Consider the following 24,436-nt stretch of genomic DNA (forward strand, 5'->3'; position numbering starts at 1 on the left):
GGGAGAGCCTGCTCCTGAAATTGACCTTAGATATTTCAAGGGCTTAGCACCACCCACGCCCGCTGTGTGAAACAGTCGTGTGATACAGTCAAGGGGGGCGCTGCTGCTTGGTGGACTCCCGGCAACGCGGTGCGCCACCATAGGCGCATGGCCAAAGCTGAGTCGTCCAAGTCCCGCCCTATGTCGCACGTCGCAGCGGCAAGGATCATTGACGCGCTCGACGCCTACTTGGCCGCGCCGGAAACGGCACAAGCAGACGTCGCCCGGCTGGCTCAAAGCCTACCCGAAGCGCTCCGCGAGCGGGCGGACGTGAGCGTCAAGAAGGGGGCGTCCTACCGGGACGTGATCCTGATTCAGCTCGCCTTCGGTCTGGAGCAGACTGGGGAGTTCGACCACAGCATTGCGGCGTTCGGTGCGAGGGTCAGCGGCAAGCTGGTGGGTACCGCTGCGCGGTATCGTCACATTCTCAGCGTTAAGGACGCCTACCAGAACATCGGGAAGAACAACGACAACCTCATCCGGGGCAACGTGCGTGAGTACGACGAGCTGTTGTCCATGCTCAATGACACGTCCGAAGAGGAGCGTGCCGATCTATTCTCCTACGTGGTCGCCGCGACCGCGATCACATCCCGGCCGGTTCTAGCGATGCCCTCACTCGCTCGGAGTGAACTGACCTTCGCCAAGGTATCAGGCTTCCTTGACGCTCTGCTTCTGGAGGGCTCGGGCGGGGCATACGAGCAGTTCGCCACCGCCGCCATCCTCGAAGCGCTGCTCGATGAGTTCGGGCTAAGCGGCGGGATCGGCGGCGGCCTGTCGATCAAGACCAAGCACATCAATGCTTCTGACGCCAGTTCCGGCGCGACCGCCGACGTTCAAATCATGCGCGGGAACAAGATCGAGGAAGCGTTTGAGGTCTCCGCCAGCAACTGGAAACTCAAGGTCGCCCAGGCATTGATCTCCGCCCGTGAAGCAGACCTCTCCCGCGTCCACATACTAGCTCACGGAAACGACCTCACCGGCCTAGTAGACGCGCTGACCGGGACGACCACGGACGTGTCGGTTATGGACGTCAGAAGCTTCCTGCGGACGCTTGTGGGCGTTCTAAGGAAGCCAGGCCGCGAAGAGGCCCTTCGGCGGCTCCACGGCCATCTGGTCCACAGCCAACCCGACATGGAACGGGTCAACAAGTTCGTTGGGCTTCTAGGCAGCCACGCGCTTACGGCGTGAACGCCCCAACACCTGCTCCACCAGCTCGTTACCGATAGCCTGCGCCAACCTGGGCGGCACCGCGTTGCCGATCTGCGTATACTGGGAGCTGCGCGACCCCAGGAACCGCACATGCTCGGGGAAGCTTTGGAGCGCGGCGCTCTCCATCACAGTCAGGCGTCGCGCGCCCGGCAGTTCACCAACGTAGGGCGAGCCGCCGTTCTTGAGGTGGCGGTGGTACGCCGGAATGCGGTCTTCGAGGTCGAGGAAGTGGGTCTTATTGCCCCCGGCGGCGGCGAGGATCGTGGGTGACGCCCGGCCAAGTTCGACAGCCCGGCCACCACCGTTGAACAGGTGCCCTTGATACGGGTTCGGCCGGAGGTCGGGGTTCTTCGCGAAGACGATCTTTGACGGGTTCGGTTCACCACGAGGCTCACGGGTCAGCACCGCGCCCGCAGGTACCCGGTTTTCGGGACAGCCGGGCGGCAGGCGGAACGGCGCGCCCTCGGCGCTGCCCACGATCACGAGGCGCTTGCGGCTCTGCGGGACACCGTAGTCGGCGGCGTTGAGCACCTGAGGCTCGGAGATCGCGTAGAGATCGAAGAGGGGCTCTAACACCGTTCTGAGGTACGGGCCGAAAGAGGCAAGGCCCGGCACGTTCTCCATGATGAACGCGCGCGGGCGGACTTCGAGTACGGCCCGAACGAACTCGGGCAGGAAGTCTCGGACGTCCTCGCGTCCACGGCGGAGGCCGCCGATTGAGAACGGCTGACAGGGCGGCCCACCGGCCACAACGTCAACGCCAGCCCAGCGCGCGAACTCGACATTGCGAATGTCGCCGTTGTGGACCTCTGCATGGGGGAAGGTAGCGCGGTAAGTGGCGACGGCGTCGGGCATGATCTCGACCGCCAGGGTGCTGTGAATGCCTGCGGCTTCAAGGCCAAGGCTCAAACCGCCAGCCCCTGAGAACAGGTCGAGTGTCGTAAACGCCATTCCCTCCCCTTCCCATCAACGCCACAGAGCTCGGCACGACTAGCAGAACAAGCTTAGAACGCAACGCTTCACGCGGAGGTTCGTCCGCATTTCCTAACAGGCCGTTATCCACGACATGGCGTGAGCCGCGATGCGGGCGGGGTGCCCAAACCCGACTCACCTTGTTGCCCAACGTCCGATGTCTTCATGGTGGTATCGGGCCGCGCCCATGTGAAGCACGAACCGTGGCCCCGTCCCCCGCCTTCTCCGATCTGCAAGAGACCGAGGCGCGATACCGAGGATTACAGCGGCCTCCTTCTCGCTGACCGTCTCGACCACCGCAGGCAATCCAAGGGCAACCCTCGGGTCCTCCATCACCTCGGCTGCGGCAGTGTCATATGCCCAGCGACCGTATGTCGTTCGGAGTTCCCTGCCCTCTCCACGAACGCTGATAGGCGCGCCGTTGTTGCTCTTGCGCATGTCTTGATCCCTTGGAAAAACCCCCGCCAGCGGGATGCTGACGAGGGCGCATGATGAAGTTGGAATGAGATGGAGTCGGGAGGCAGCGCGCATGCCACTTCCCGCCGCGCCGCCCAAGCTCACTGCCTGGACAACTGCTCCTTAAACGCCTGGACCTGTGCGGGGATCGCCTTGTCAGGCGTCCCGCCTTGCCGCAGCTCGCGCTGGAACTGAAGGGCCGCCGCGTCGATCTGCAAGCCGCGCTCCTCCTCGACCAGTATAGCCTTGGCGTTGTCGTAGTAGTCCTGTCTAACAACCTTCATGACCTCCACCTTCTGGTAGTCCGTATAGCTGGACCATTCAGGCGAGGTGACGTAGTCACGGAGGCTCTCCGGCAGGGTCTTGTCGCCCAGCTTGGTGTCGCCCATCAGGACCAATAGGCGGTGCTGCTGGTCGCCGGTCAGCCTGACGCCGCCGATGGAGCCTGGAACCTTCGGTAACTGGAACGACAGACGGGCCAATTCGACGTAGAGCGGGTCCTCGTCGCGGCTGGACACCTTGATGCCAGCCACGCGGTCGTACTCGACGGGCTGGCCGATGAAGCCGTCACGACGCTCATGGAGCGCCACGTTGGCGAAGAAGTACGAGGAGACGTACTGGTTCTTCATCTGCTCCCACCAGTCCGCCGGATCAGTCGTCTGTAGGGTCTGGTCGTTGGCCTCGCTGGACATGCCCTTCTGTATCCCGCCCATGGGGGCGAACCGCTGGAGGAGGCCCCCCGCGATCTGCTGGAGGCCTTGGGCCTGGGTGTCTTCCTTGGCGAGCTGCGAAACAGCCTGGAGGCCTTGGAGGTAGGTCTTCGACATGATGTTGGTGGTGATCGCGGACCACCCGGCGTCGGCGAGGCTTGCCAAGCGGTGGGCGATGGAGGGGTCGCCCGACAGGTCGGAGTCCTCGATAGCCTTCTCGAACTGATAAAGGTCCGCGCCAATGCCGATCAGGGTCGCGAGCGGGTCGATCCGGCCGTACTCGATCCAGTGGTCTCCCACCTTCATGGAGTATTGCGACCGGAGGGACCGGCTGCTCGACTTGAAGCCGCCGTCGTAGCCCACCAGGGAGCCATTGGCTGCCATGTTGTAGCCCATCAGCAGCACCGAGGTGCCCATGCCCATCTTGACCAGGGCCTCGGTGGCCTTGGGTCCGTTGGACCGGAGGTCTTCCCGAAGCTGCTTCTTGAACAACCCCACGGGGGAGTAGTCCATGATGCCAGTCTCAAGGATGCGGATCGGAGTGTTGACGAACGGCGCGATGATGCCTGCGGGGTCCATTGCTTTGGCAGCCTTGGACATTGCGTTGCCGATGCTGGTGGTCGGAGCGTCTTGGAACAGCATGCGACGGGCGTCAGCCTGGGCGATCTCTTCGATGCCGTGGCGCTGGATCACGTCCTCAGCCAACTGCGCGATGCGCGCCGGGTCACCGCCTCCCGCCTCAATGGCGTTCTGCAGGTGGACCGCAGTCTCCCGCGAGGTGCTGGAGACGAGGACCTTGGCGTTGCGGTGGGCGTAGTCGGAGAGTTCCTTGCCGGTCTTGCCGATCTTCAGGCCCTGCTCGGTGGTCACCCCAACGGCCTCCGCATAGCGGTGGGCGCTGTAGACTGCCGTGCCGGTCAGCTCGTCGAGGAACTCGATGGTCATCACACGGCCAGCGCGGGTGAGCGCGCCGAAGGTGTTGACGATCAGGCCGACAGTCGCCCGCGCGGACGCAGCCAGGAAGGCCGGGCCGTGGTCGGCTTGGGCCATCAGGCTGTCCACCTCGCTGGCCGACAGGTAGATCGCCGGGTCGCGCATGGCAGCCTCGCGGTGGAACCTGAGGCTCACCGATCCGCTGGCGTGCTGGCCGAACTTGTCGCCAGCAAGGGTGGGCACGCTGCCCATCATCCGCTCCCAGTCCTTGGCCGCTTTCTCGGCAGCCATGGAGCCCTTGAGGCCAGCCGATCCAGCACCTTCGGCAGCGTGTCCAACCTCACGGATGAGGGAGGCACCAGCCACTTGGAGGGCGCGGGTCAGGCCGTTGACGTAGGCAGGAGCGACGGTCGCCCACTTGGCGCGGTTGACGGCGGCGGCGATCAGGAAGTCGTCGCGCTTGGTCAGCCAAGCCAGGGGGCCGTGGCCCAGGCCAGCGATCAGGTCTAGGCTGTGGTTGGTCACCATGCCCAGGGCGGTCGCCGAGGCGGTGCCGACGCTGAACAGGTTCGCGGAGGTCTCGCGCAGCGCACGGATGCCCCGCACCTTGAAGCCGCCCTCTTGCTTGGCGATGGCAGCCGCGACGGCTGATAGGTCGCCGTTGGCCTTCATGACTTGGTCGAACAGGGCCTTGCGCTGCGCCGGGGTGGAGGCATCGCCGAGTTGGCGGAGCTTCTCCTCCCAGGACGACTTGAGCTTGGCGGCTCGGGCGGCGGGGTCCTTGATCACACTCTTGGCCAGCTCGACGCCTTCCTTCGACGTCCGCACCGCGTTCATCATCTGGATGGAGCGCAGGCCCCGGCCCATCTCCGAGAAGGAGCCACGCATGGCAGCCTGGAGGGTGGTCAGGGTCTCGAACTGCTTGAGGAAGGCGACGTAGGCCGGGTGGGCAGGGTTGTCGAAGGTGAACTCGCCGCGCGTGATGGCTTCCCCGAGGGCTTCCCCGTGGACGATCAGCTTGCGCGCCTCGCCGCCGACCAGGGCCGAAGCGGCGCGGACGTGGACGTCGAGGTTGCGGGTCTTGCCCTTGAAGGTGTTGATCACCTTGGCGACGTCGCTGCCGATCATCTTCGACAGGAAGGCAGCAGCCTCATCCGTGCGGGGCGCGGAGCCCATCGCGTCGGCCAGCCGCTTGCCAACCTCCGAGGAAGAGATGCGGTTCAGGAGGTCGTCGATGGAGCCGCGCAGGGCCTCGGGGTCAGCGTGCTTGGCCATCCACTCGCCGAAGTCCAGGCGGCTGGGGTTGACGCCGATCCGCTCGATACCCTCGAACTGAGTGTGCCCGAGGAACTGTTGGGCCAGCTCAGTGATCTCGCCCTCGGTCATCGTCGCGCCTTTGCGCTCGACGTTCAGGATCATGGACTCGACGCTGTCGATCTGGTCGCCGACAGGGCGGGCGGTGTGGACCTCAGCCGGAGCAACGCCCAGGCCACCCTCGGGGAAGAGGTCGGCTTGGTGGCCAGCTTCGGCGGCGATCTGGTCAGCGACGTGCGCCTTGACTTCGGCATGGGTGACCGAGGCGTCGTGAGCCACGACCGTCTTGCCAGCGGCCTCCGTAAGGGTGCCAGCGGCATCAACGATCTGTGACCCCCGCAGGAGCTTGAAGCCCCTGGCGAGGGTCTCGAAGCCCCCGGCGAACGCGAGGTTGGTCGTGAAGTCGGCGGCGGTGTTCTTCATGCGGGCCATGATGGCGTCGTCGTTCTTGTCCACGCTCAGCGCATCGACCAGCCCGTTGAACTTGGTCGCTTCGCCGAAGGCGGAGCGGTCCATGCCCATCTCGTGGGCGGTATTGGCGAGGTTGCCTTCGAGCGGGTGCAGGCTGCTGAACGCGGCCACGCCGCTGGCCACAACGTCAGCCGCCAGGGGAGCGAACTTGCCCCACTGAGCGAACATGCCCGCGCCTTCCAGCGCCAGCTTGGTCTTGCTGAAGGGGATGGCGAACCCGACGACGGCCTGGGTGAGCTTGGCGAAGCCGCCCTCGGACTTGGGTATCTGGGCGTCGAACACCTTGTGCTCGTCGAGCAGGCGGCGGACGGTGTGGTCCTTGGCCTGGTCATAGGGGACGAAGGCGAACTTACCGCCCTCGAAGGTCATGATCTTGGTGTGCTGGCCGCTCTCGGCGAACAGCGCCTTGTCGAGCGTGGCGTCGTCCTGGCGCTGCATGTCGTACAGGCCGTCCACGACGTCGAAGGCGGTCTCGGCGACGCCGGTAATGGCGCGCTCCAGGCCTCCCGCCACGCCGCGCCACAGGATGTCCTCGACCCAGCCCGGCTTGCGGGGGGTGGGGTTGACGATCGGCGGCGCGTAGCTGCGCTGGGGGATGCTGGAGGCGGCGAATGTGGGTGCGAAGGAAGCCTCAGAGGCCCCGAAATCAACCCCGTCGTCGGCACTGAGGTCGAGACCGCCGGCGGCGGGGTGGTTCTGGGCAGGGGTCGCGAAGTCGATTTGATCATCACTGCTAAGGTTAGTGCGTCCGGCGACGTGTTGGGGGCTATGGGCCAAGCGGCTCTCCTCTAGCGGGCAGCGGTGGGAATGGTTCTGATGACGGGGTTATTGAGCCGCTTGCGCGTTTGAGCGGGGCGGCGAACAGGATGCGACCGCGCGTAACCAACCTGACGAGGCCGTGGCGATGGCCTCGCTATTGGCTGGGGGCCTAGACCCGGCGGCTGGCTCGCGAGATGACCTCAAGGTTCCGGCGGGTCATGTTCAGACGGTCGCCGTCTCGGTGGCGGACGATCTGCCGAGGGCCTGCCCCGGTGATCAGTCGGGACACCTGCACCAACGTGGGGTCTCCTGGCTGGCCGCTGGTCCTCACGTACTGTCGGCGATTTCCGTTGGAGTTGGCGAACCACCCGCCCCGGTATCCCCAGTCGTGCAGGCGGGAGAGGTCAGCGGCGTCGATGGTGGCGAAGTAGCCAGGGCGGTTGCCCAGGGGGACGCGCAAGGTGGAGCCATCGTCTTCGTGGGTGGCCATGGGAGTTTTGGTCTTCGTCATGTGAGGTCCTGAAATGCAGAAGGCCCCCGCAGCGCTTGGCTGACAGGGGCCTTGATGAGGGGGCGGTGTGCGCAGGGTTAGGGGCGAGGGCCGTAAAGCCGCTCATGGTCGCCCCGAAGCGCCACGCGGGCGACGGCGCGGGCTTCCGACAGGTGCGCGAGGTTGGCCCCCGGTTGGGCGTCGGGCACCGCAGGCGGGTTGCGGGTCGCGATGACCACACCCTTGTTGACGAGCTTGTCGCCCATATCGTGGAGGTGGACGGACTTGCGTTCCTTCGCGACCCATTGGGCGTCTTCAAGCGTCCACGGGTGACCGGCGAACCAGTCGGCGATGGCGTATGCGGTTTCAGCCTCGCCAACGCGACGGCGCTGGACGGTCTTCAGGAAGACCTCGTTCCCCGTGGAAAAGGCGGGTGTTCGATTGTCGGGTAGGGTGGCGGCTTGCATGGTGCTCATGGGTCTGGAGCCCCGGCCAAAAGGCCGCAGCGTTGATGGATGATGAAGGGGGTGAGGGACGCCCTGTGCAGGTCGATACACATGGGCAAAAAGTGGGGCAGACGAACGAACGCCGCAGGGAGCGGGGCCGAGGTCTGACAGGGTTGGCGTGGTGATTTCGGACAAAGCCCCCGGTCGCCCCCGTCGCGTCGCCTAAGCCAGGGCCAGGGAGCTTCGGGAGCGCCAGAGGCGACCGGGGGAACGACGCCAACTGACCAGAGGGCAAGGTCAGGGGCGAAGGGGACGCAACGAAGAAGCTTCGCTGCGGGATTCGTTAAGGTCAGCCTCGACACGCCAGCGCGGGCGGGACTCCTCGACAGGAGAAGGCCAGCACGACGAAGCTGGCATGAGGGGATGGACTGTGGAGGTGCATCTCCCTGCCCTGACCTTGTGGGCCAGCAGTCGGCAGCCTTTGGCTAGCGGCGGGGAGCCGTAGGACAGCCTAGGGGAACAACTGTAGGGAAACCGGAGGGCGGACTGGCTTGGTCTCTAAAGGACGTACCAATTGATCCATCTGATTTCGTTCAGCTTTTCGCCGTGCCTGGCGACAACGAAGCCGGAGCCGGATAGGCTAAACAAATCAGTAACTTGCCGCCGCCATCACACCCGCCGGTCGAGCAGGCGTTTGACGCCCATCGCTGTCCAGCCTTTCCCGCGAGGGGTGTCGATATGCATCTCGTCCAACTGCGCCGCCACATGGGCGAGCGATAGGCCCTCGGCACGAAGCCTAGTGGCGATGGGCTGGACGCGAGCAGCGAAGGCGTCAGCCTTGGCAGCCGCTGCCGCTGGACCCAGGTCGCGCCGAGAGACGCTGAGGCCCGCAGGGTTGCCCAGCCGGGTGACGGGCCGACCGCTCTTTTTCGACGCATAGGGCAACCCGTCTTTCAAGCGCGCCTTGATCTCACCTAGCGCCGCCTTCGTCCGCGTCGAGATGGCCTCGCGCTCCTGCTGCGCCACCGCCGCCATGATATGGACCGTCAGCCGGTTGGCTTGGGGCATGTCACAGGCGACGAAGTCCACGCCCTCCTCCTCCAAGCCGGTCAGGAAGTGGACGTTGCGCGAAAGGCGGTCGAGCTTTGCGATGAGGAGCCGCGCGTTTGTCAGCCGGCACCGCTCCATTGCTTCCGCCAGGGCGGGCCTGTCGGCGCGCTTCCCGCTCTCGACCTCTTCATAGCTGGCGACCAGCGTCCCGCCTGACCGCTCAAGGTACTCCCCCACGGCGCGGCGCTGGGCAGCCAGCCCAAGACCAGAAGCCCCCTGCCGGGCGGTCGAAACTCGGTAGTAGGCTACAAAGCGGGTGTTCATATCAAACTTCCAAACGGACGTTACACAGTTCGATATGGTCGATGGAGTCGGGTGTCAACCGCGATATGACGGACGCCGCACCTCCCCCTCCAGTCCCGCGCTGTCGCCTGCCTGCAACGCTGCAGCCTCCGCACTGGCGCAGATAGTTAAATATAATCAATCGGTTGACAGACTCTGCCGGACGACTCAGAGAAGCTTCACCGGCGAACACCCGCCGCGTCTTACGGAGTTCTCCCTTGAACATTGCTCACTTGACGCGCGTCGCTGCCCAAGCCGGTAGCGACGCCCCGTCCGTTTCCACTGGCACCGTCGATGACGAGCTAGTCGGGCTCGATGACGCTGCATGGATACAGGCCTCAGCGGCTGCGTTCAGGGTACAGCTCCAAGCTTTCAGAACGAACCATACCCAGCGGGGATAGGCTCGATTCCTGTTGAAGCTGCGCGTCACCGCTGTAGAATTCTGACGCGGCCCCCGGCGCGCTAGCGCCGAGGACCGGGTAGCTGGCTAGAGCAACCGAAGGACCAGATGGACAACCCATCTGGTCCTTTTGCTTGTGCGCCCACCTACGCGCTTGGGCAGGAGCAACCGCCGTGGCGGTCGTGCAGCGCCCTAGCCAATGGAGGGGCATCGGGCCGAAGGCCGGGCGACCGGCGGACGTCAGCCGCCACGAACCGCGACCCGCCGTCAGCCAGGGCAGTGCTGAGGTTGACCGAAGTGCCGCGCTGCCCAAGCGCCGTATAGTAGCGCCCCGCCAGCATTTGAGGCTGCATCCAGCGTGAAGCGAGCGGAGGGCTCCCGGAACTGTCAGGCCGCCCCCCGGTAGGGGGGTAAAGAAGGCTAGGCACCTACCATATGCCCCCTCGGCTTTCTGACCCTAAAAACCATCGAGCCAAACGGCGGCACCGAACGGACGGCAGGTCTGCGGAGGCGGCGGCAACCGTCTTGGCACCAGAGGCCAACAGTTCCCCCAGCAGGCGGTTCGTCTCCTGCTGCGCCGTCGTGAACGCAGCGAGGGCCTCGGCGAGGTCCATAGGAAGCGGCATGGCTTCCCGCGTGTCAGCGTGGGCCGTCTCACGGGCCTCCTCGTTGAGGAGGTAGCCGCCGGTCTTGCGGATGGACGGCAGGACCTCGCGGTTCACCCAGCGCTGGAAGACCTTGGCCTCGGGTTTGTCCGAGCGGTTGATCAAGGCGTAGAGGCCGGACTCGGCGAGCACGAGCATCGAGCGGCGGACTTCCTTACCCACCCACCGTGGGTGGGGGATAAAAGCAGCAGAGTTCGGAACTCGTCGTCTTCGAGCCGCTGCATGATCGCGGAGGCCTGCCCCTTGGTGGTCTGATAGATACCGAGCGCTCGGCAGACGTCAGCCGCCACGAACCACGGCTCACCGTTGATCATGGTGGTCCTGATGTTGACCGGCTCGTCGCGTCCGGTTGGCGCGAAGGTGAAGATGGTGGGGGTTTGGGCGGGGTGATCCGGTGCAGGAGGCTGGAACGGCAGTACAACTCCAGCAATCAGGTCAGGGCGAGGCGCTAAACCCCCAGTTCTAAAAGGGCTAGGCACTTGCAACACCCGTGCAACTGGTGCCTACCCGGCAGTGGCGCTATCCGCGCATCGGGGACCACTCATGACCGAACTTGCAGCGCATAGAAGCGAACAGACAGCCGGGCTTCGCACGTACTTTCGGATGGGGCTGGCTTCGGTCCTCACGGTGCCCTTGTTCTTCTGGCTGGTCTACTGCGTCGTCGTTTCGGTGGTCGGTGCACTGACGCTCATCATCGTGGGGTTCAAAGCATCCTGGGCGGTCGGCGGGATCATTGGGGTGTTCCTATGCTTTGGCCCGTTTCTGTTCCTCTGCGTGATCTCTCCGTTTCTGTACCTCGGGCTCCTGAACGCACTTCCGCCGATTTGGACGGACACGGCAACCTCAACAGGTCGTAAAATTGGCTCGACTGTGATTACCGTCGTAACCGTGAGCTTGGTCGCTTCTGGAGCGCACTGGGTGGGCACACGGGCAGTCGGCTGGGTTGCCGACCTCAATCCCTGCGCGTCCTACGCCGCCGGAGTTACCGGCTCCAAGTCCGTGGAAAACTGCGCTGCGCCGTGAGGCCCGGCGAGACGCCTGCCGCCTTGCCACCGCAGCCCACCGGGTCTGGCGCGCTGCATGCCTAGTAGCGCCACAAGCCTTGCCCTACCTCGGCAGCCTGAAGTCCCCTAAGGCCACCTTGACCAACTCGCGGTGCAGCACCTCCACCATGTCGCGCTTCCCGTACCTCGTGGAAATGCCCTTCGTCGTCCAGCCTCCTAGCGCGTCGGATGTCTCATCGCCTACCCCGGCGAGGCGGCAGGCGTCTTTGAAGCCGTGCCGGAAGCTGTGAAAGACTAGCGACGGTTCCGACAGCCCAATGCGGTCCATGTGTCGCCCGAACCACCTGCTGAGATCATGGGAGTACTCGCCCCCCTTGCCCGGCCTAAGCTCCGGGAAGAGGCGCTCCTGCCGCGCCGCGCGGGCAGCCTCGACGAAGTCCAAAAAGCCCGCAGCCAAGACCTCGGGATGGACAGGTATGACGCGCTCGCTCGCTGACGTCTTCAGCCGCTTGGCCCCTGCCCGCTTACCGTCAGCATCGAACTCCGAGAGGTCGAGACAGGTCACGCCGCCGATCACCCTCACGTCTTGGGGCGCAAGCTGACAGAGTTCCCCAGCCCGCGCACCTGAGTAGGCGGCGAGTGCCGTGACCCAGTAGCGGCTGGGCCGCTCGGTCTTCTCGTCAGGCAGACCGGCAAAAACCTTCCGCAGTTCGTCCGAGGTAAAGCCCCGGCGCTTGACGTTGGCCCTGCCCTTCTTAACCAGATCAGCGGCAGGGCTCTTGCCGATCAAGTCCTCCTTCACCGCCCAATTGAAGATGGCCGCGAGGTGCTGCAGGTATGTGGTCACGGTGTTGGGGGCGAGGACGCTCACCTTATCCCGTTCACCGGCAGCGGCGGCCTCGACCATGGACAGCTTCGGGTAGCGCTTGGTCATATGAACAGGAACCCGCCGCAGCAGGTCACGAAGGTTGCGGCAGTCGGCCCGCGTGATCGTCTCGATGTCTCGGCCGCGCCCTAAACACTCCTCAAGCGCCTTGAAGATGTGGTCGTACTTCCGAGCGGTGGACTCCAGCCCATGCAGGGCCTCCCGCTCACGCCGATAGTCGTCGATCAGCTTACCTAGGGTCACGCCCCCGCTTTTGACCGCCGCGCTCTGAGCAGCGGGGATGCCGGGGGCACCTACCTCGACCACCCTACCCGCCTGACGCTCCCTCAACAGGTCCAGCCATTCGACCTGGGCGGCGAGCAACGCGCCTGCCATCAGGCGGACGCTCGGGTCGCCCTCGGGATACCAGCGGCCCGCCTTCGCGAGAACCTCAGCGGCCTGCACTGCCCTTGGCTGCCAGTCGCCCGACGCCAGCGCCTCACGGGCTTCCGGCTCCACAAACTCCAGCACGAGGTCCACGTTCTCCGAGGCGGACCGTCCGGCCATGAGGCGAGCCTCGGCATCAGTCGCCATCCAGTCGGCAAGTTCCCGCTTCGCCAGCGCCTGCGCTTCAGGGACCGACAAGGGGGGAGCAGTCTCGCCCGCAAGCCGCCTACGGGCGTCCGCGATCTCTTGGTCCGTCTGGACACCCCGGACACGAGCAAGGCGACCCGCCTCCCTGATGTCCTTTATCCCCAGACTCTCGTTCCAGAACGCTTTCCCAACGATCTTGACGATGTCGTCGGGCACCCGGCGGCGGAACCAGTAAACGGCTCCTCGGCGGTTCACATACTGTGGCTTTGGCAAAGTCTCGTCGCCCCGTTGTGATACAGTTTTGTGCGTCACGGGCGAAATACAAGTCCTTGAATTACCTAGTCTTCCAGCAGAAACAACGCCTTAGATGGGCGGTGGTAGGCCTGGAGGGACTCGAACCCCCAACCAGACCGTTATGAGCGGTCGGCTCTAACCATTGAGCTACAGGCCCCCATAGGCAGGAGGACGGGTCGATTAGCATGAGCCGAACGGCGCTTAAAGGTCCGGTTCAGGTTCAGGCTGTCATCCGTTGCGCGCAGCCCTCCTCTGGCCACGCTCGTCGTGATCGTGGGATAGGACGGTAACGGTCGCGGCGCCCTGGCGTGCCCGCATGGAGAGAACCAAAATGACGACCCTGATGTCCCGCGCCGCGAGCCTCGCACCCGCCAGCGTCTTGGCCAGCGCCCTGGCCGGCGCCCTGCTCACCGCCGTCGCCCTGCCGGCCCATGCCGAGGACGCGGCGTTCCGCGCCACCACCTTCAGCCTGTCGGCCTTCGGCGAGACAAAGGTCGCGCCCGACATGGCGACCATTTCGCTGGGCGTCCAGACCGACGCGCCCACCGCCGCAGGGGCGCTCAGCGCCAACGCGACCCAGATGACCAAGGTGATCGCCGCCCTGAAGAAGGCCGGCATCGCCGAGCGCGACATCCAGACCTCGGGCCTCAACGTCAATCCGCAATATGTCTACGAGCAGAACCTGCCGCCCAAGCTGACCGGCTACCAGGCCAGCAACCAAGTGACCGTGCAGGTGCGCGACCTGGCCAAGCTGGGATCGACGGTGGACGCCACGGTCGGCGCCGGGGCCACCACGGTGGGCGGCATCGCCTTTGGTCTGCAGAACCCCCAGGCCGCCGAGGACGCGGCACGGGTCGACGCGGTCAAGGCCCTGCAGGCCAAGGCCGACCTCTATGCTCGGGCCACGGGCTACAAGATCGTGCGCCTGGTCACACTGGGCGAAGGCGGCGGCTATACACCCGCCCCGCCGATGCCGATATACGCCATGGCCAAGCGCGAAATGTCCGACAGCACCCCGGTCGCGGCCGGCGAGTTGAAGGTGCGGGTGGACGTGTCGGCGACGTATGAGCTGGCGAAGTAAGAGGTGATCCCTCTCCCCTTGCGGGAGAGGGTGGCCTCGCGGAGCGAGGTCGGGTGAGAGGTCGAAAGACCGTGCCGCCGCGATCAGCCGAAAGGCCGGTCGCGGCGGTTCTCGTTTGAGAGACCCCTCATCCGTCAGCTTCGCTGACACCTTCTCCCGCAAGGGGAGAAGGAAAAAGACTACAGCCCCGCCTTCTTGAAGGCGTGCTCCACACGGTCCTGGATCTCGACGCCCGGCAGGGCGCGCTCGCCTTCCATCATCGCTACATAGGTGAGGTGACGGTCCGGCTGGCCGGCGCCGGTCGGGACCGGGCCCATGGCCCAGCCGACGGTGGCGCCAGGGACGTCGCTGCCGCTCGGGCAGCTGGCGAAGTGGGCGGGCTTGCCCACGGCCGCCTTGAGGGCGGCGTCGGCCGTGGTGGTGGTTCCGTCACAGGCCGGCAGCGGACGTGCGCAGCCGATATAGCCGCCGCCGCGCCAGACCCGCTGGCCCTTGTCGTTCCCGATCTCGACGCAGGTGTTGGGTCCACCGATCGCTCGCCCCACGGCCAGGGTCAGATTGGCGTCATCGACGCCCTTCGGCAGCTTCGGCGCGCAGGCAGCCAGGGACAGGCTGCAGAGCGTCAGGCCCGCCAGGGCGACGGCGACGACGCCCCGCACGCTCAGGCGGCCTGCTTGATGTGGTTGCCGGCTTCCAGCAGCACGACGGTGGGGGCGTAGTTTCGGGCCTCTTCCGCCGGCATCTGGCAGTAGGTCACCACGATCACCGTGTCATTCTTCTGCACCAGCCGGGCGGCGGCGCCATTGACGCCGATCACCTTGGAGCCGCGCGGCGCGGCGATGGCGTAGGTGGTGAAGCGGGCGCCGGTGGTGATGTTGAGCACATCGACCTGTTCGTTGGGCAGGATGCCGGCGGCCTCCAGCAGGTCGGTGTCGATGGCGATCGAGCCTTCGTAATCGAGGTCGGCCTGGGTGACGGTGGCGCGGTGAAGCTTGGCCTTCATCATCGTCAACAGCATGGCGAAATCACCCTATGGGTTTGAAACAGCTTTTGATTTTCCGGATCGCCACACACATGACCCGTGATCAGTCAGCCATATAGACACGAAGCCCAGCCCATTCAATCGCGGCCCGATATCGTCTCGCCTTCGCTTGGGCGGCGAACACAGGTTAACAGCCGCGCTTTGGCGCCCTATGGTTGGAAGAACGACGTGATGCGAGGGGGCTCTCATGCGACTTGTAACCGGTTTGGCGCTGGGAGCGATCCTGGCGGCGGGCGCGCTGAGCGGCGCGCTGTCTCAGACACGCGACGCTGCGGGCAGGCCGATCCCTGGCGCCGCCCCGACCACGGCGCCAACCGCGGCTGGAGCGGCCGCTCCAACCCGGGGGGCCACCCCCGAACAGATCGCCGCGCGCCGCGCGGCCGCCCTCGCCGCCCGTCAACAGCGCGGCGGTCAGGTGGACTGGCAGGCGGCGGTCGGCGGCCTGCGCCAGAGCACCGGCATCGCCGAGAAGCTGGCTCCCAACCTCAACCAGGCGGCCGTGGACGCCACCCGCGTGCCCATCCTGCTGCCTACCGACACCGACCTGACGGCCGGGGCGCGGATCTATTCGTTCGGCGACTACTACACCATCACCGCCGACGCGCCGGGCGTCGGGATATCGCTCAGCGGCACGACCACGGTGGTTCCGCTGCCGGCCGGCACGCCGCTGAAGATCACGCCGATGGGCCCCGAGGGCGCGACGGTGCAGCGCACGGTCGACGGCCAGTTGGTCAGCTTCGTGCGCTACGGCGTGCTCTACACCGTCGAGGTGCGCTGCGACGCCCCCACCGACCCGCGCTGCGCCGACGACAACTACGTGATGGGCCTGGCGGCCAAGACCACCGCCGTGGTGATGGGCGCCGCCGCCCGCGCCGCCGCCGGCCTGGGGGGGTAAGACCATGCGCAAGTCTTCCTTGTTGGCGCTCGCGCCCCTGGCCTTGATGGCCGCCCTGGCGCTGAGCGCTTGCGACGACAAGACCAAGCCCCCCGCGCCGTTGGCCGGCGAGGTCAAGACCCCGGCCTCGCCCGAGCCGAGCGCCCCGACGCCCGAGGACGCGCCCAGCGACGGCGGCGCCGAGCAGACGCCCAGCGAGCCTATCCCGCCCGCGCCCGGTCCGCCGGTTCAGCCCGACACCCCCCCGTCCCCCTCGCCCGCCACCTTCGACCATGGCGCGCCGGGCGCGATCCCGGCTGGACAGGGCCACGGCTATCTGGACCGCACGGTCTGGGCGCCGGCCATGTGCTGGCCGCTGCAGGACGCCGCCTTCGCCAATTCCCAGGTCTACGGCCACGGCGGCGGCATGGGTCCGGGCGGCACCGCCCAATGCGACACGGTCAATTACAGCCTGCCGTGGCGCGACACCTTCTGCGAGGCCCGCTCGCGCGACAATCCGTTGTGCGCTGGCGGCGGCACGGGGCACCAGGGCCAGGACATCCGTCCGGGCTCCTGCAAGAAGAACCTGCACTGGACCGTGGCCGCCGAGAAGGGCGTGGTCACCGATATCGGCAGCTACAGCGTCACGTTGGTCTCCTCGGCCGCGCCGCACCGCACCTATCGCTACCTGCACATGCAGATGGCGGCCCTGGCGGTGAAGGAAGGCGACACCGTGGTGGCTGGCCAGAAGTTGGGCAGGGTGGCCAACGATTTTGGCGGCACGCCCACGACGATCCACCTGCATTTCGAGATGCGGGCGGGGGTGTCGGGCGTGACGACGGACGGCAAGGCCGTGGTGCTGCACACCTTCCTGCCGCCGTATATGAGCCTGGCCGAGGCCTATCAGCGGAAGCTGAATGGGGGGAGCTGTTCTTAAAATCTCCGCTCAACCCGGCGAAGGCCGGGATGAGCGGAATTAGAATCGAACCTGGAGTATCGCGCTCCAACGGTGAATCGCGGGGGCTTTCCCCGGGGGCGCGATGCTCTAGTTTTGAACGTCAGCCTTGGCCGGGCACACCGCGCCGGCTGGATCGGTCGTCAGCTTGACGCTCTGCAACGACACCGCCATGGCGCCCGCCGTCGACAGGGCGAACGGCGTGGTGACCTTGGTCACGTCGGTCCCCGCCGCCTGGAAGCACTTGAGCGAGATCTTCAGGCTCCTCCATTCGCCCAGCGGCGAAGCGGCCAGCACCGGCGTCACATCCAGCCTGCCCCCGCCGATCGACAGGCTGACCGGCGCGGTCGGCCTGGCGTCCAGGCGGTAATCCACCAGCAGGTCGATGTCGGCATTGGCCTGGAAGCTGAGGTCGAAGGCTTGGTCGGCGGCTAGGGCTGCCGTGGCCGGCGCGCTGCCGGAGAAGGTCAGCTGGCGTCCGGCTTCCTGCACATTGCCGGCGTCGATCGGCCGGACTTGCACCGCCGTGGTCGGGGTCAGGCGGAACTCGAACGGGGCCAGCGTCTTGCCGCCAACGAAATAATTGCTGACGTTCTCGGTCGCGACGGTGAAGCCGGGCTTCTCCGACAAGGCGCCCAATCGGACCTTGTCGCGGTAGGTCAGGCCATAGCCATAGGCGAACTGCGGATCATAGCCCTTGTCGCCACGGTTCAGCGTGAACTGGCCGGCGTTGCGCGGCCAGCTGAAGGCCAGCTTGCCGTGGAAGTCAGCGCGGGGCTTGCCGGCCTTGTCGCCGATCAGCACGTCAGCGATCCCGCCACCTTCAGAGCCCGGCAGCCAGGCCGCCACGAAAGCGTCCGATGCGTTGATCTCGGGATTGACCCACAGCGGGCGGCCGCTGAGGAACACCGCCACCATCGGCACGCCGGCGGCTTTCAGTTTCTTGAGCAGAGCCAGGTCAGTCTTGGCGCCCGGTTGATATTCCAGGGTCCTGATGTCGCCCACCCCCTCGGCATAGGGGGTCTCGCCGAACACCACGATGGCGACATCGGGTTTCTTGGCGAAGGCGCCATCGACGCTGAGGGTGGCCGAGCCGCCCGAGGCCTCGACCGTCTCCTTCAGACCCGCATAGATCGACTGAGCGTTGGGGAAGTCGGCCTTGGTGTTGCCCGTTCCCTGCCAGGACAGGGTCCAGCCGCCGGCCTGCTGACCGATATCGTCTGCGCCCGAGCCGGCCACCAGGATGTTGGCCGAGGCCTTGACCGGCAGCACGCCGTTGTTCTTCAGCAGCACCAGCGACTCGCGCACCGCCTGCCGGGCGATGGCCTTGTGCTCGGCCGAGGCCATCACAGCGTCCTTGCCCTCCAGCGGACGCGCCTGCTGGAACAGGCCCATCTTGGCCTTCACGCGCAGGATCCGACGCACGGCGTCGTCGATGCGCGCCATCGGGATCTCGCCCGACTTGGCCTGGGCGACGGTGTTGGCGAACAGCGCCTTCCAGCTATCGGGCGCCATGTACATGTCGAGCCCGGCATTGGCGGCCTGGGCACAGCTTTGGGGCGTGCAGCCGGCCACCTGGCCGTGGCCGTTCCAGTCGCCGACGATGAAGCCCTCGAAGCCCATCTTGCCTTTCAGCACGTCGGTCAGCAGGCTCTTGTTGCCGTGCATCTTCTCGCCGTTCCAGCTGTTGAACGACGCCATGATGGTTAGAGCCCCGGCGTTGATGGCCGGGATATAGCCCTGGGCGTGCAGGCGAATTAGCTCGGCTTCGGAGACCTGGGTGTCGCCCTGGTCCTTGCCGTTGTGGGTGCCGCCGTCGCCGAGGAAGTGCTTGGCGCTGGCCGCCACGTGGCCCTGTTGGATCACGCCGCCTTGAGAGACGGCGCCCTGAAGACCCAGGATCATCTGGCCGGCATAGGAGCGGACGATCTCGGGATCTTCCGAATAGCCCTCATAGGCCCGGCCCCAGCGATCGTCGCGCGGCACGGTCAGGGTTGGGCCGAACGCCCAGTCGAACCCGGCGGCGGCGGTTTCCCGCGCGGTGGCCGCGCCGATCTTGCGGATCAGCTCGGGGTCCCTGGTGGCGCCCAGCGCGCTGTTGTGCGGAAAAAGCGTTGCGCCGACCGCGTTGCCGTTGCCGTGCACAGAGTCGATGCCGAACATCAGCGGGATGTGCGTGCCGCCGTCACGGGCCTCGGCGGCGGCGCGGAAGGCTTTCACGGATTCGACCCACGGGCCGATCGGCGAGCGATCGGGCGCGCCCAGCGGCGGCGAGCTGCCGCCGGCCAGGATCGAGCCGAGAGGATAGGTCTTCAAGTCGTCCGGCTTTACCGAACCGATGTCGCCCTGGATCATCTGGCCGACCTTTTCCTCAAGGGTCAGCTTGGCCAACAGGGAATCAACGAAGGCCTCGGTCCGGGAATCGACCACGCCCTGGCTCTTGGCCGCCGGCCAAGACGCGGGGTGAGCGGTGCTCTTGGCCTCGGCGGCGGACGCGCCGTTCGCAAGGGGCGCCGTCAGAAGGGTGGTCGCCAGCAACGCAGCGCAGAAGGCCTTGGTGTTCATACACTCCCCACATTTTCTTATTGGATGCGACAACGTTGTCAGTCGCACGCCGAGGTCGGTCCGGCAATCTTGGTACCGGTATCTAATAGCTCGACGACGATGCATACACGGTCTAATTTGTGTGACAAATAAAATCCGGGGAGTGGAATAATGCGTGGTTTTCGAGCCTGGATTTTGGCCAGTGCGTGGAGACCTCGCCCGTCGTGCCGGGTCAAATCCATCCTCACCCTGGCGGCGACCGCCTGTGTGCTGGCCCTCGGCCCGCCCGCCCTCTCCGCCTCGCCGGTCGGCACACCCTACGTCTGGCGCAGCGCGGAGATCCTTGGCGGCGGCTTCGTCAGTGGCGTCGTCTATCACCCCACCGAAAAGGGGCTGGTCTATGCTCGCACCGACATCGGCGGAGCCTATCGCTTTGACCGGGCGACCAACACCTGGGTCGCCCTGAATGACTCCCTCAAGCGAGCCGACAACCAGCTTGCCGGCGCGCTCAGCTTGGCGGTCGATCCACAAGACCCCGACCGCCTCTACATGGCGGCCGGCGAATATACCGGCCCCTATGCGCGGGCCGGCGCGGTGTTGGCCTCCGTCGATCGCGGCGCGACCTGGACCAAGGCCGAACTGCCGGTGAAGATCGGTGGCAACGAGGACGGCCGCAACACTGGCGAGCGCCTGGTGGTCGATCCCCAGAACGGCGCCGTGCTGTTCCTGGGCGCCAAGGATGGCCTTTATCGCAGCGGGAACTACGGCGCGACCTGGGCGCGGGTCGAGGCCTTTCCCGGCTTGCATGTCACCCTGGTGGCCTTTGATCCGGCGTTGAAAACCAAGACCGGCGACACCGCCATCCTCTATGCCGGCGTGGCCAGCGAGCATGGCGGCGGCCTGCTGGTCAGCACCGACGGCGGCTCAACCTGGGGCCTCGTGACCGGCCAGCCCAAGGGCCTGGTCCCCCATCACCTGGCGATCGACACCAAGGGCGCGGCCTATGTGGCCTATGGCAATGGCCTGGGCCCCAACGGCGTGACCCACGGCGCGGTCTGGCGGCTGGACCCCGACACCGGCGCCTGGACCGACATCACCCCGCTCAAGCCCGAGGGCGGTGACGTCTTCGGCTATGGCGGCCTGAGCCTCGACCCGGCCCATCCCGGCGTGATCGTGGTCTCGACCCTCGACCGTTGGGCGGTCGGCGACGAGGTGTTCCGCAGCATCGATGACGGCAAGAGCTGGAAGGCCCTGCGCGCCAAGGCCCACCACGATGTCGGCCGCGCGACCTGGGTCGATCACCTGTCCAGCAAGCCGGGCCGGGAGTTTGGCCACTGGATCGGCGACATCGACATCGACCCGACCAATCCCGACGAGGCGATCTATGTCACCGGCTATGGCCTGTGGCGGACGAAGAACCTGACCGAGGCCGATCACAGTGGCCGCACCGACTGGCGGTTCGACGACGAGGGTCTGGAAGAGACCGTGCCGCTGGAGCTCGTCAGTCCGCCAGGTGGTGCGCCAGTGGTCAGCACGATCGGCGACATCGGCGGTTTCCGTCACGACGACCTGACCGCCGTTGCGGCCAGCCGCTATTTCGAGCCCAATGGCGGCACCAATCGCGGCCTCGACTACGCCGCCCTCTCGCCCGACGTGATGGTGCGAACCAGCGACCCGACCCCGACCGGCGGCTTCCGCTCGACCGACGGAGGCAAGAGCTGGAAGGCTTTCGCAAGCGCCCCGCCGCGCGACGCGAGCAAGGAGACCGGCCGCATCGCCCTGTCGGCCGACGGGACGCGGATGGTCTGGGCCATGCGCAAGGCTGGCCCCTACGTCTCCAGCGATCAGGGCAGGACCTGGCGGCCGGTCCAAGGCGTCACGGCCGGTGACCAGCCCAACTTCACCCCGGCCTCCGATCGCGTGAACCCTCTGCGGTTCTACGTCTATGACGCCGCCCACGGCGCGGTGCTGGCCAGCACCGACGGCGGCGAGGCTTTCAAGGTCGTCTCCCGCGACCTGCCCGACGGCGCGCCGCTCAAGGCCGTTCCTGGCATCGAGGGCGAGGTCTGGTTGCCGACCCGCCAGGGCCTGATGCGCTCCACAAACGGCGGCGACAGCTTCAAGCGCCTGGCGGGCGTCAATGACGCCGGCCTGGTCGGCTTCGGCAAGGCCGCGCCGGGCCAGGCCCACCCGGCGGTGTTCATCTGGGGCAAGGTCGAGGGCGCCGAAGGAGTGTTCCGCTCCGATGACGTCGGCAAGACCTGGCTCAAGCTCAATGACGAGCGCTGGGGCTTCGCCGAGGTCCGGGCCCTGACCGGCGATCCGGCGCGGTTCGGCCGGGTCTATCTCGGCGTCCATGGCCGGGGCGTCGTCTATGGCGATCCGTCGCCGGCTTCACACTGAGGATCGCCATGACTGTCAACCGCCGCGACCTTTTGAACCTCGGCGCCGCCGGCCTGGCCGCCTCGGCCGGCCCCGCCCTCGCGGGCGCGAAGGGCGGCTTCCAACCCAGCTGGGAATCGCTGGCCGAGCGTTACGAGACCCCCGACTGGTTCCGCGACGCCAAGCTGGGCATCTGGTCGCACTGGGGTCCGCAATGCGTGCCGGAGTACGGCGACTGGTACGGCCGCCAGATGTATATCCAGGGCAATCCGTTCTACGAACACCACGTCAGGACCTACGGTCACCCCACCAAATTCGGCTTCATGGAGTTGATCGGCCGCTGGAAGGCCGAGCGCTGGGATCCTGATGGCCTGATGAAGAAGTACCAGGCCGCCGGGGCCCGCTACTTCATGTCGATGGCCAACCATCACGACAATTTCGACATGTTCGCCAGCCGCCACCACGCCTGGAACGCCACCCGCGTGGGGCCGGGCCGCGACATCGTCGGGACCTGGGAGAAGGTCGCCCGCGCCCACGGCATGCGGTTCGGCGTCTCCAACCATTCGGCCCATGCCTGGCACTGGTGGCAGACCGCCTATGGCTATGACGCCGAGGGTCCGCTGGAGGGCCAACGCTACGACGCCTTCCGCCTGACCAAGGCCGATGGCAAGGGCCAGTGGTGGCAGGGCCTCGACCCACAGGAGCTCTACACTGGCCGCAACATGCTGATCCCCGATGGGATGGACAGCATCAAGGCCGCCAACGCCTGGCATGACGCCCACGACGGCGAATGGATCGAGACCCCGCCGCCAAACAATCCCGGCTTTGTCCGGAACTGGCTGGCCCGGCAGAACGACCTGGTCGATCGCTATCGGCCCGACCTGGTCTATTTCGACAACTATACCCTGCCGCTGGGCTGGGCCGGGCTGTCGGCGACGGCCCATTATTACAATCAGGCTCGCGCCTGGCATGGTGCGAGCGACGTCGTGGTGACCGGCAAGAAGCTGAGCCCGCTGCAGCGCCGGGGCATCGTCGAGGACGTCGAGCGCGGCTTTTCCGACCGCCTTCGGCCCGAGCCATGGCAGACCGACACCTGTATCGGAAGTTGGCACTATGACCGCAGCCTCTACGATCGCGACGGCTACAAGAGCGCCCAGGACGTGATCCAGCGGCTGATCGACGTGGTCAGCAAGAACGGCTGCCTGATGGTCTCCATCCCCCAGCGCGGCGACGGCACGATCGACGACAAGGAAGAGAAGGTGCTGGAAGGCATGGCTAGCTGGATCGCCGTCAACGGCCCGGCCATCTACGCCTCGCGGCCCTGGCGGATCTTCGGCGAGGGCCCAACCAAGCTGGTCGAAGGCATGCAGAACGAAGGCGACGCCAAGCCGTTCGAGGCGGCCGACATCCGGTTCACGACCAGGGCCGGCGAGCTCTACGCGATGCCGATGGCCTGGCCGACGGGCGAGCTGGTAATCGAGAGCCTGGCGACGTCCGGTCCGACCAGCGCCGGCGAGGTGCGGCGGGTGGAGTTGCTGGGCGGCGGCGATCCGCTGCCGTTCGTGCGAGACGGCGAAGGTTTGTGGGTCACGCTGCCCAGCGCACGGCCGGCCTTCACGCCGGTGCTGAAGATCTCGGGGCCGGGATTGGCTTAAAAGGTCCTCCACCCCGTGGGGGAGGACCTTATCGCCAGTGGCCATTGACGCCCTTTACGGCAGCCTTCCAGACTGCCGTAAAAAGGAAACGCCATGACCACCCTCGCCGGCCGCACGATCCTGATCACCGGCGCCTCGTCGGGCATCGGCGCCGACCTTGCCCGCGCCGCCGCCAGAGCCGGGGCCAGGGTCGCGGCCGCCGCCCGCCGCGTCGACAAGCTGGCCGAGCTGGTCGCCCAGATCACCGCCGACGGCGGGACCGCCCAGGCCTTCGCCATGGATGTCGAGGACGAGGCCGCAGTCATCGCCGGCTATGACGCGATAGAAGCCGCGTTCGGGCCGCCGGAATCGGTGATCGCCAACGCCGGCATCAGCCTCCATGGCTCGGCGCTCGACATCAGCATCGACGACTTCGACAGGGTCCAGGCCGTCAATACCCGCGGGGCCTTCCTGACCGCCCGCGAAGGTGCTCGGCGGATGATCAAGGCCGGCAGCCCCTCAAGCCAGCGCGGGCGCATCCTGCTGGTCGCCTCGATCGGCGCGCGCCATGTGCTGCCCGGCCTGACCGCCTATGTCACCTCAAAGGCGGCAGTCGCCCACATGGGCAAGAGCCTGGCCCGCGAGTGGGCTCGCAAGGGGATCAACGTCAATGTCCTATGTCCTGGCTACATCAGGACCGAGATCAACGCCGACTGGTTCGACAGCGAAGGCGGCCAGAAGCTGATGGCCGGGTTTCCGCGCCGGCGGTTGCTGGAGACCTCCGACCTGGAAGCCCTGGCGCTCTACCTTTGCTCCGACGCCGCGCGCGCGGTGACGGGATCGGAATTCACGGTGGACGACGGACAGTTCCTTTAGGCGTCCCAAGGCTGTAGACCAGCGCCTCATTCAAG

Annotated in this window: 19 protein-coding genes and 1 tRNA gene; 8 read left to right on the forward strand and 12 right to left on the reverse strand. The window is 66.4% G+C overall.

From position 1 onward, the window contains the following. The first annotated feature begins 180 nt into the window (after positions 1-180). A complete protein-coding gene (locus ACP694_RS16245) occupies positions 181-1,227 on the forward strand; it encodes a hypothetical protein (protein WP_426014058.1) in 1,047 nt (348 codons plus the stop codon). Here the strand turns inward: ACP694_RS16245 and ACP694_RS16250 are convergent. From ACP694_RS16250 to ACP694_RS16280, 7 genes are all read right to left on the reverse strand, one after another. After that, the gene (locus ACP694_RS16250) at positions 1,201-2,199 is read right to left on the reverse strand and encodes a DNA cytosine methyltransferase (RefSeq protein ID WP_426014059.1); all 999 of its coding nucleotides are present in this window, start codon (positions 2,197-2,199) and stop codon (positions 1,201-1,203) included. The two genes, ACP694_RS16245 and ACP694_RS16250, sit on opposite strands and share 27 nt — an antisense overlap. Before the next feature lie 578 nt (positions 2,200-2,777). Continuing rightward, positions 2,778-6,881, reverse strand: a complete 4,104-nt coding sequence (locus ACP694_RS16255; RefSeq protein ID WP_426014061.1) for a hypothetical protein — start codon at positions 6,879-6,881, stop codon at positions 2,778-2,780. Between the two features lie 151 nt (positions 6,882-7,032). Beyond that, positions 7,033-7,374 (reverse strand): hypothetical protein, encoded by a 342-nt coding sequence (locus ACP694_RS16260; protein WP_426014063.1) that lies wholly within the window; start codon positions 7,372-7,374, stop codon positions 7,033-7,035. A gap of 77 nt (positions 7,375-7,451) precedes the next feature. Beyond that, positions 7,452-7,829 (reverse strand): hypothetical protein, encoded by a 378-nt coding sequence (locus ACP694_RS16265; protein ID WP_426014065.1) that lies wholly within the window; start codon positions 7,827-7,829, stop codon positions 7,452-7,454. Positions 7,830-8,468: 639 nt separating this feature from the next. Next, on the reverse strand, positions 8,469-9,173 hold the full coding sequence (locus tag ACP694_RS16270) for a recombinase family protein (RefSeq protein ID WP_426014067.1): 705 nt from the start codon (positions 9,171-9,173) through the stop codon (positions 8,469-8,471). 846 nt (positions 9,174-10,019) lie between these two features. After that, positions 10,020-10,418: a BRO-N domain-containing protein gene (locus tag ACP694_RS16275; RefSeq protein WP_426014069.1), complete on the reverse strand. Its 399-nt coding sequence runs from the start codon at positions 10,416-10,418 to the stop codon at positions 10,020-10,022. Continuing rightward, positions 10,358-10,744: a BRO-N domain-containing protein gene (locus ACP694_RS16280; RefSeq protein ID WP_426014071.1), complete on the reverse strand. Its 387-nt coding sequence runs from the start codon at positions 10,742-10,744 to the stop codon at positions 10,358-10,360. Before ACP694_RS16280 ends, ACP694_RS16275 begins: the two co-directional genes overlap by 61 nt. A gap of 55 nt (positions 10,745-10,799) precedes the next feature. Here ACP694_RS16280 and ACP694_RS16285 point away from each other — a divergent pair, with 55 nt between their 5' ends. Further along, on the forward strand, positions 10,800-11,279 hold the full coding sequence (locus ACP694_RS16285) for a hypothetical protein (RefSeq protein WP_426014073.1): 480 nt from the start codon (positions 10,800-10,802) through the stop codon (positions 11,277-11,279). 84 nt (positions 11,280-11,363) lie between these two features. Here ACP694_RS16285 and ACP694_RS16290 read toward each other — a convergent pair whose 3' ends face one another. Further along, positions 11,364-13,031 (reverse strand): DUF6538 domain-containing protein, encoded by a 1,668-nt coding sequence (locus ACP694_RS16290; protein ID WP_426014075.1) that lies wholly within the window; start codon positions 13,029-13,031, stop codon positions 11,364-11,366. A gap of 63 nt (positions 13,032-13,094) precedes the next feature. Beyond that, positions 13,095-13,170 (reverse strand) — tRNA-Ile (locus ACP694_RS16295). Positions 13,171-13,356: 186 nt separating this feature from the next. Here ACP694_RS16295 and ACP694_RS16300 point away from each other — a divergent pair. Beyond that, positions 13,357-14,094: an SIMPL domain-containing protein gene (locus tag ACP694_RS16300; protein ID WP_426014238.1), complete on the forward strand. Its 738-nt coding sequence runs from the start codon at positions 13,357-13,359 to the stop codon at positions 14,092-14,094. A 179-nt stretch (positions 14,095-14,273) separates the two neighbouring features. On the opposite strand, the gene ACP694_RS16305 is transcribed toward ACP694_RS16300, so the two are convergent. Together ACP694_RS16305 and panD are read right to left on the reverse strand one after the other, a co-directional pair. Next, on the reverse strand, positions 14,274-14,753 hold the full coding sequence (locus ACP694_RS16305; RefSeq protein WP_426014076.1) for a hypothetical protein: 480 nt from the start codon (positions 14,751-14,753) through the stop codon (positions 14,274-14,276). Between the two features lie 2 nt (positions 14,754-14,755). Next, a complete protein-coding gene (gene panD / locus ACP694_RS16310) occupies positions 14,756-15,112 on the reverse strand; it encodes an aspartate 1-decarboxylase (protein WP_426014078.1) in 357 nt (118 codons plus the stop codon). 211 nt (positions 15,113-15,323) lie between these two features. On the opposite strand from panD, the gene ACP694_RS16315 reads away from it, so the two are divergent. Then, positions 15,324-16,031 carry a hypothetical protein gene (locus ACP694_RS16315; protein ID WP_426014080.1) on the forward strand — a complete coding sequence of 236 codons (708 nt, stop codon included), beginning with the start codon at positions 15,324-15,326 and terminating at the stop codon, positions 16,029-16,031. Between the two features lie 4 nt (positions 16,032-16,035). Further along, complete coding sequence (locus ACP694_RS16320) at positions 16,036-16,947, forward strand: M23 family metallopeptidase (RefSeq protein WP_426014082.1); 912 nt, start codon at positions 16,036-16,038, stop codon at positions 16,945-16,947. 108 nt (positions 16,948-17,055) lie between these two features. Here the strand turns inward: ACP694_RS16320 and ACP694_RS16325 are convergent, their stop codons facing one another. After that, complete coding sequence (locus ACP694_RS16325; RefSeq protein WP_426014084.1) at positions 17,056-19,530, reverse strand: glycoside hydrolase family 3 N-terminal domain-containing protein; 2,475 nt, start codon at positions 19,528-19,530, stop codon at positions 17,056-17,058. 150 nt (positions 19,531-19,680) lie between these two features. On the opposite strand from ACP694_RS16325, the gene ACP694_RS16330 reads away from it, so the two are divergent. The 3 genes from ACP694_RS16330 to ACP694_RS16340 all read left to right on the forward strand — a co-directional run bounded on the left by ACP694_RS16330 (position 19,681) and on the right by ACP694_RS16340 (position 24,401). After that, entirely contained in the window at positions 19,681-21,912 is a 2,232-nt protein-coding gene (locus ACP694_RS16330; protein ID WP_426014086.1) for an exo-alpha-sialidase, read from the forward strand. 8 nt (positions 21,913-21,920) lie between these two features. Further along, on the forward strand, positions 21,921-23,546 hold the full coding sequence (locus ACP694_RS16335; protein ID WP_426014088.1) for an alpha-L-fucosidase: 1,626 nt from the start codon (positions 21,921-21,923) through the stop codon (positions 23,544-23,546). Positions 23,547-23,639: 93 nt separating this feature from the next. Then, the gene (locus ACP694_RS16340; RefSeq protein ID WP_426014090.1) at positions 23,640-24,401 is read left to right on the forward strand and encodes an SDR family NAD(P)-dependent oxidoreductase; all 762 of its coding nucleotides are present in this window, start codon (positions 23,640-23,642) and stop codon (positions 24,399-24,401) included. Positions 24,402-24,436 lie beyond the last annotated feature (35 nt).

This window comes from Caulobacter sp. DWR2-3-1b2 (assembly GCF_049896345.1).
Taxonomy (GTDB): domain Bacteria; phylum Pseudomonadota; class Alphaproteobacteria; order Caulobacterales; family Caulobacteraceae; genus Caulobacter.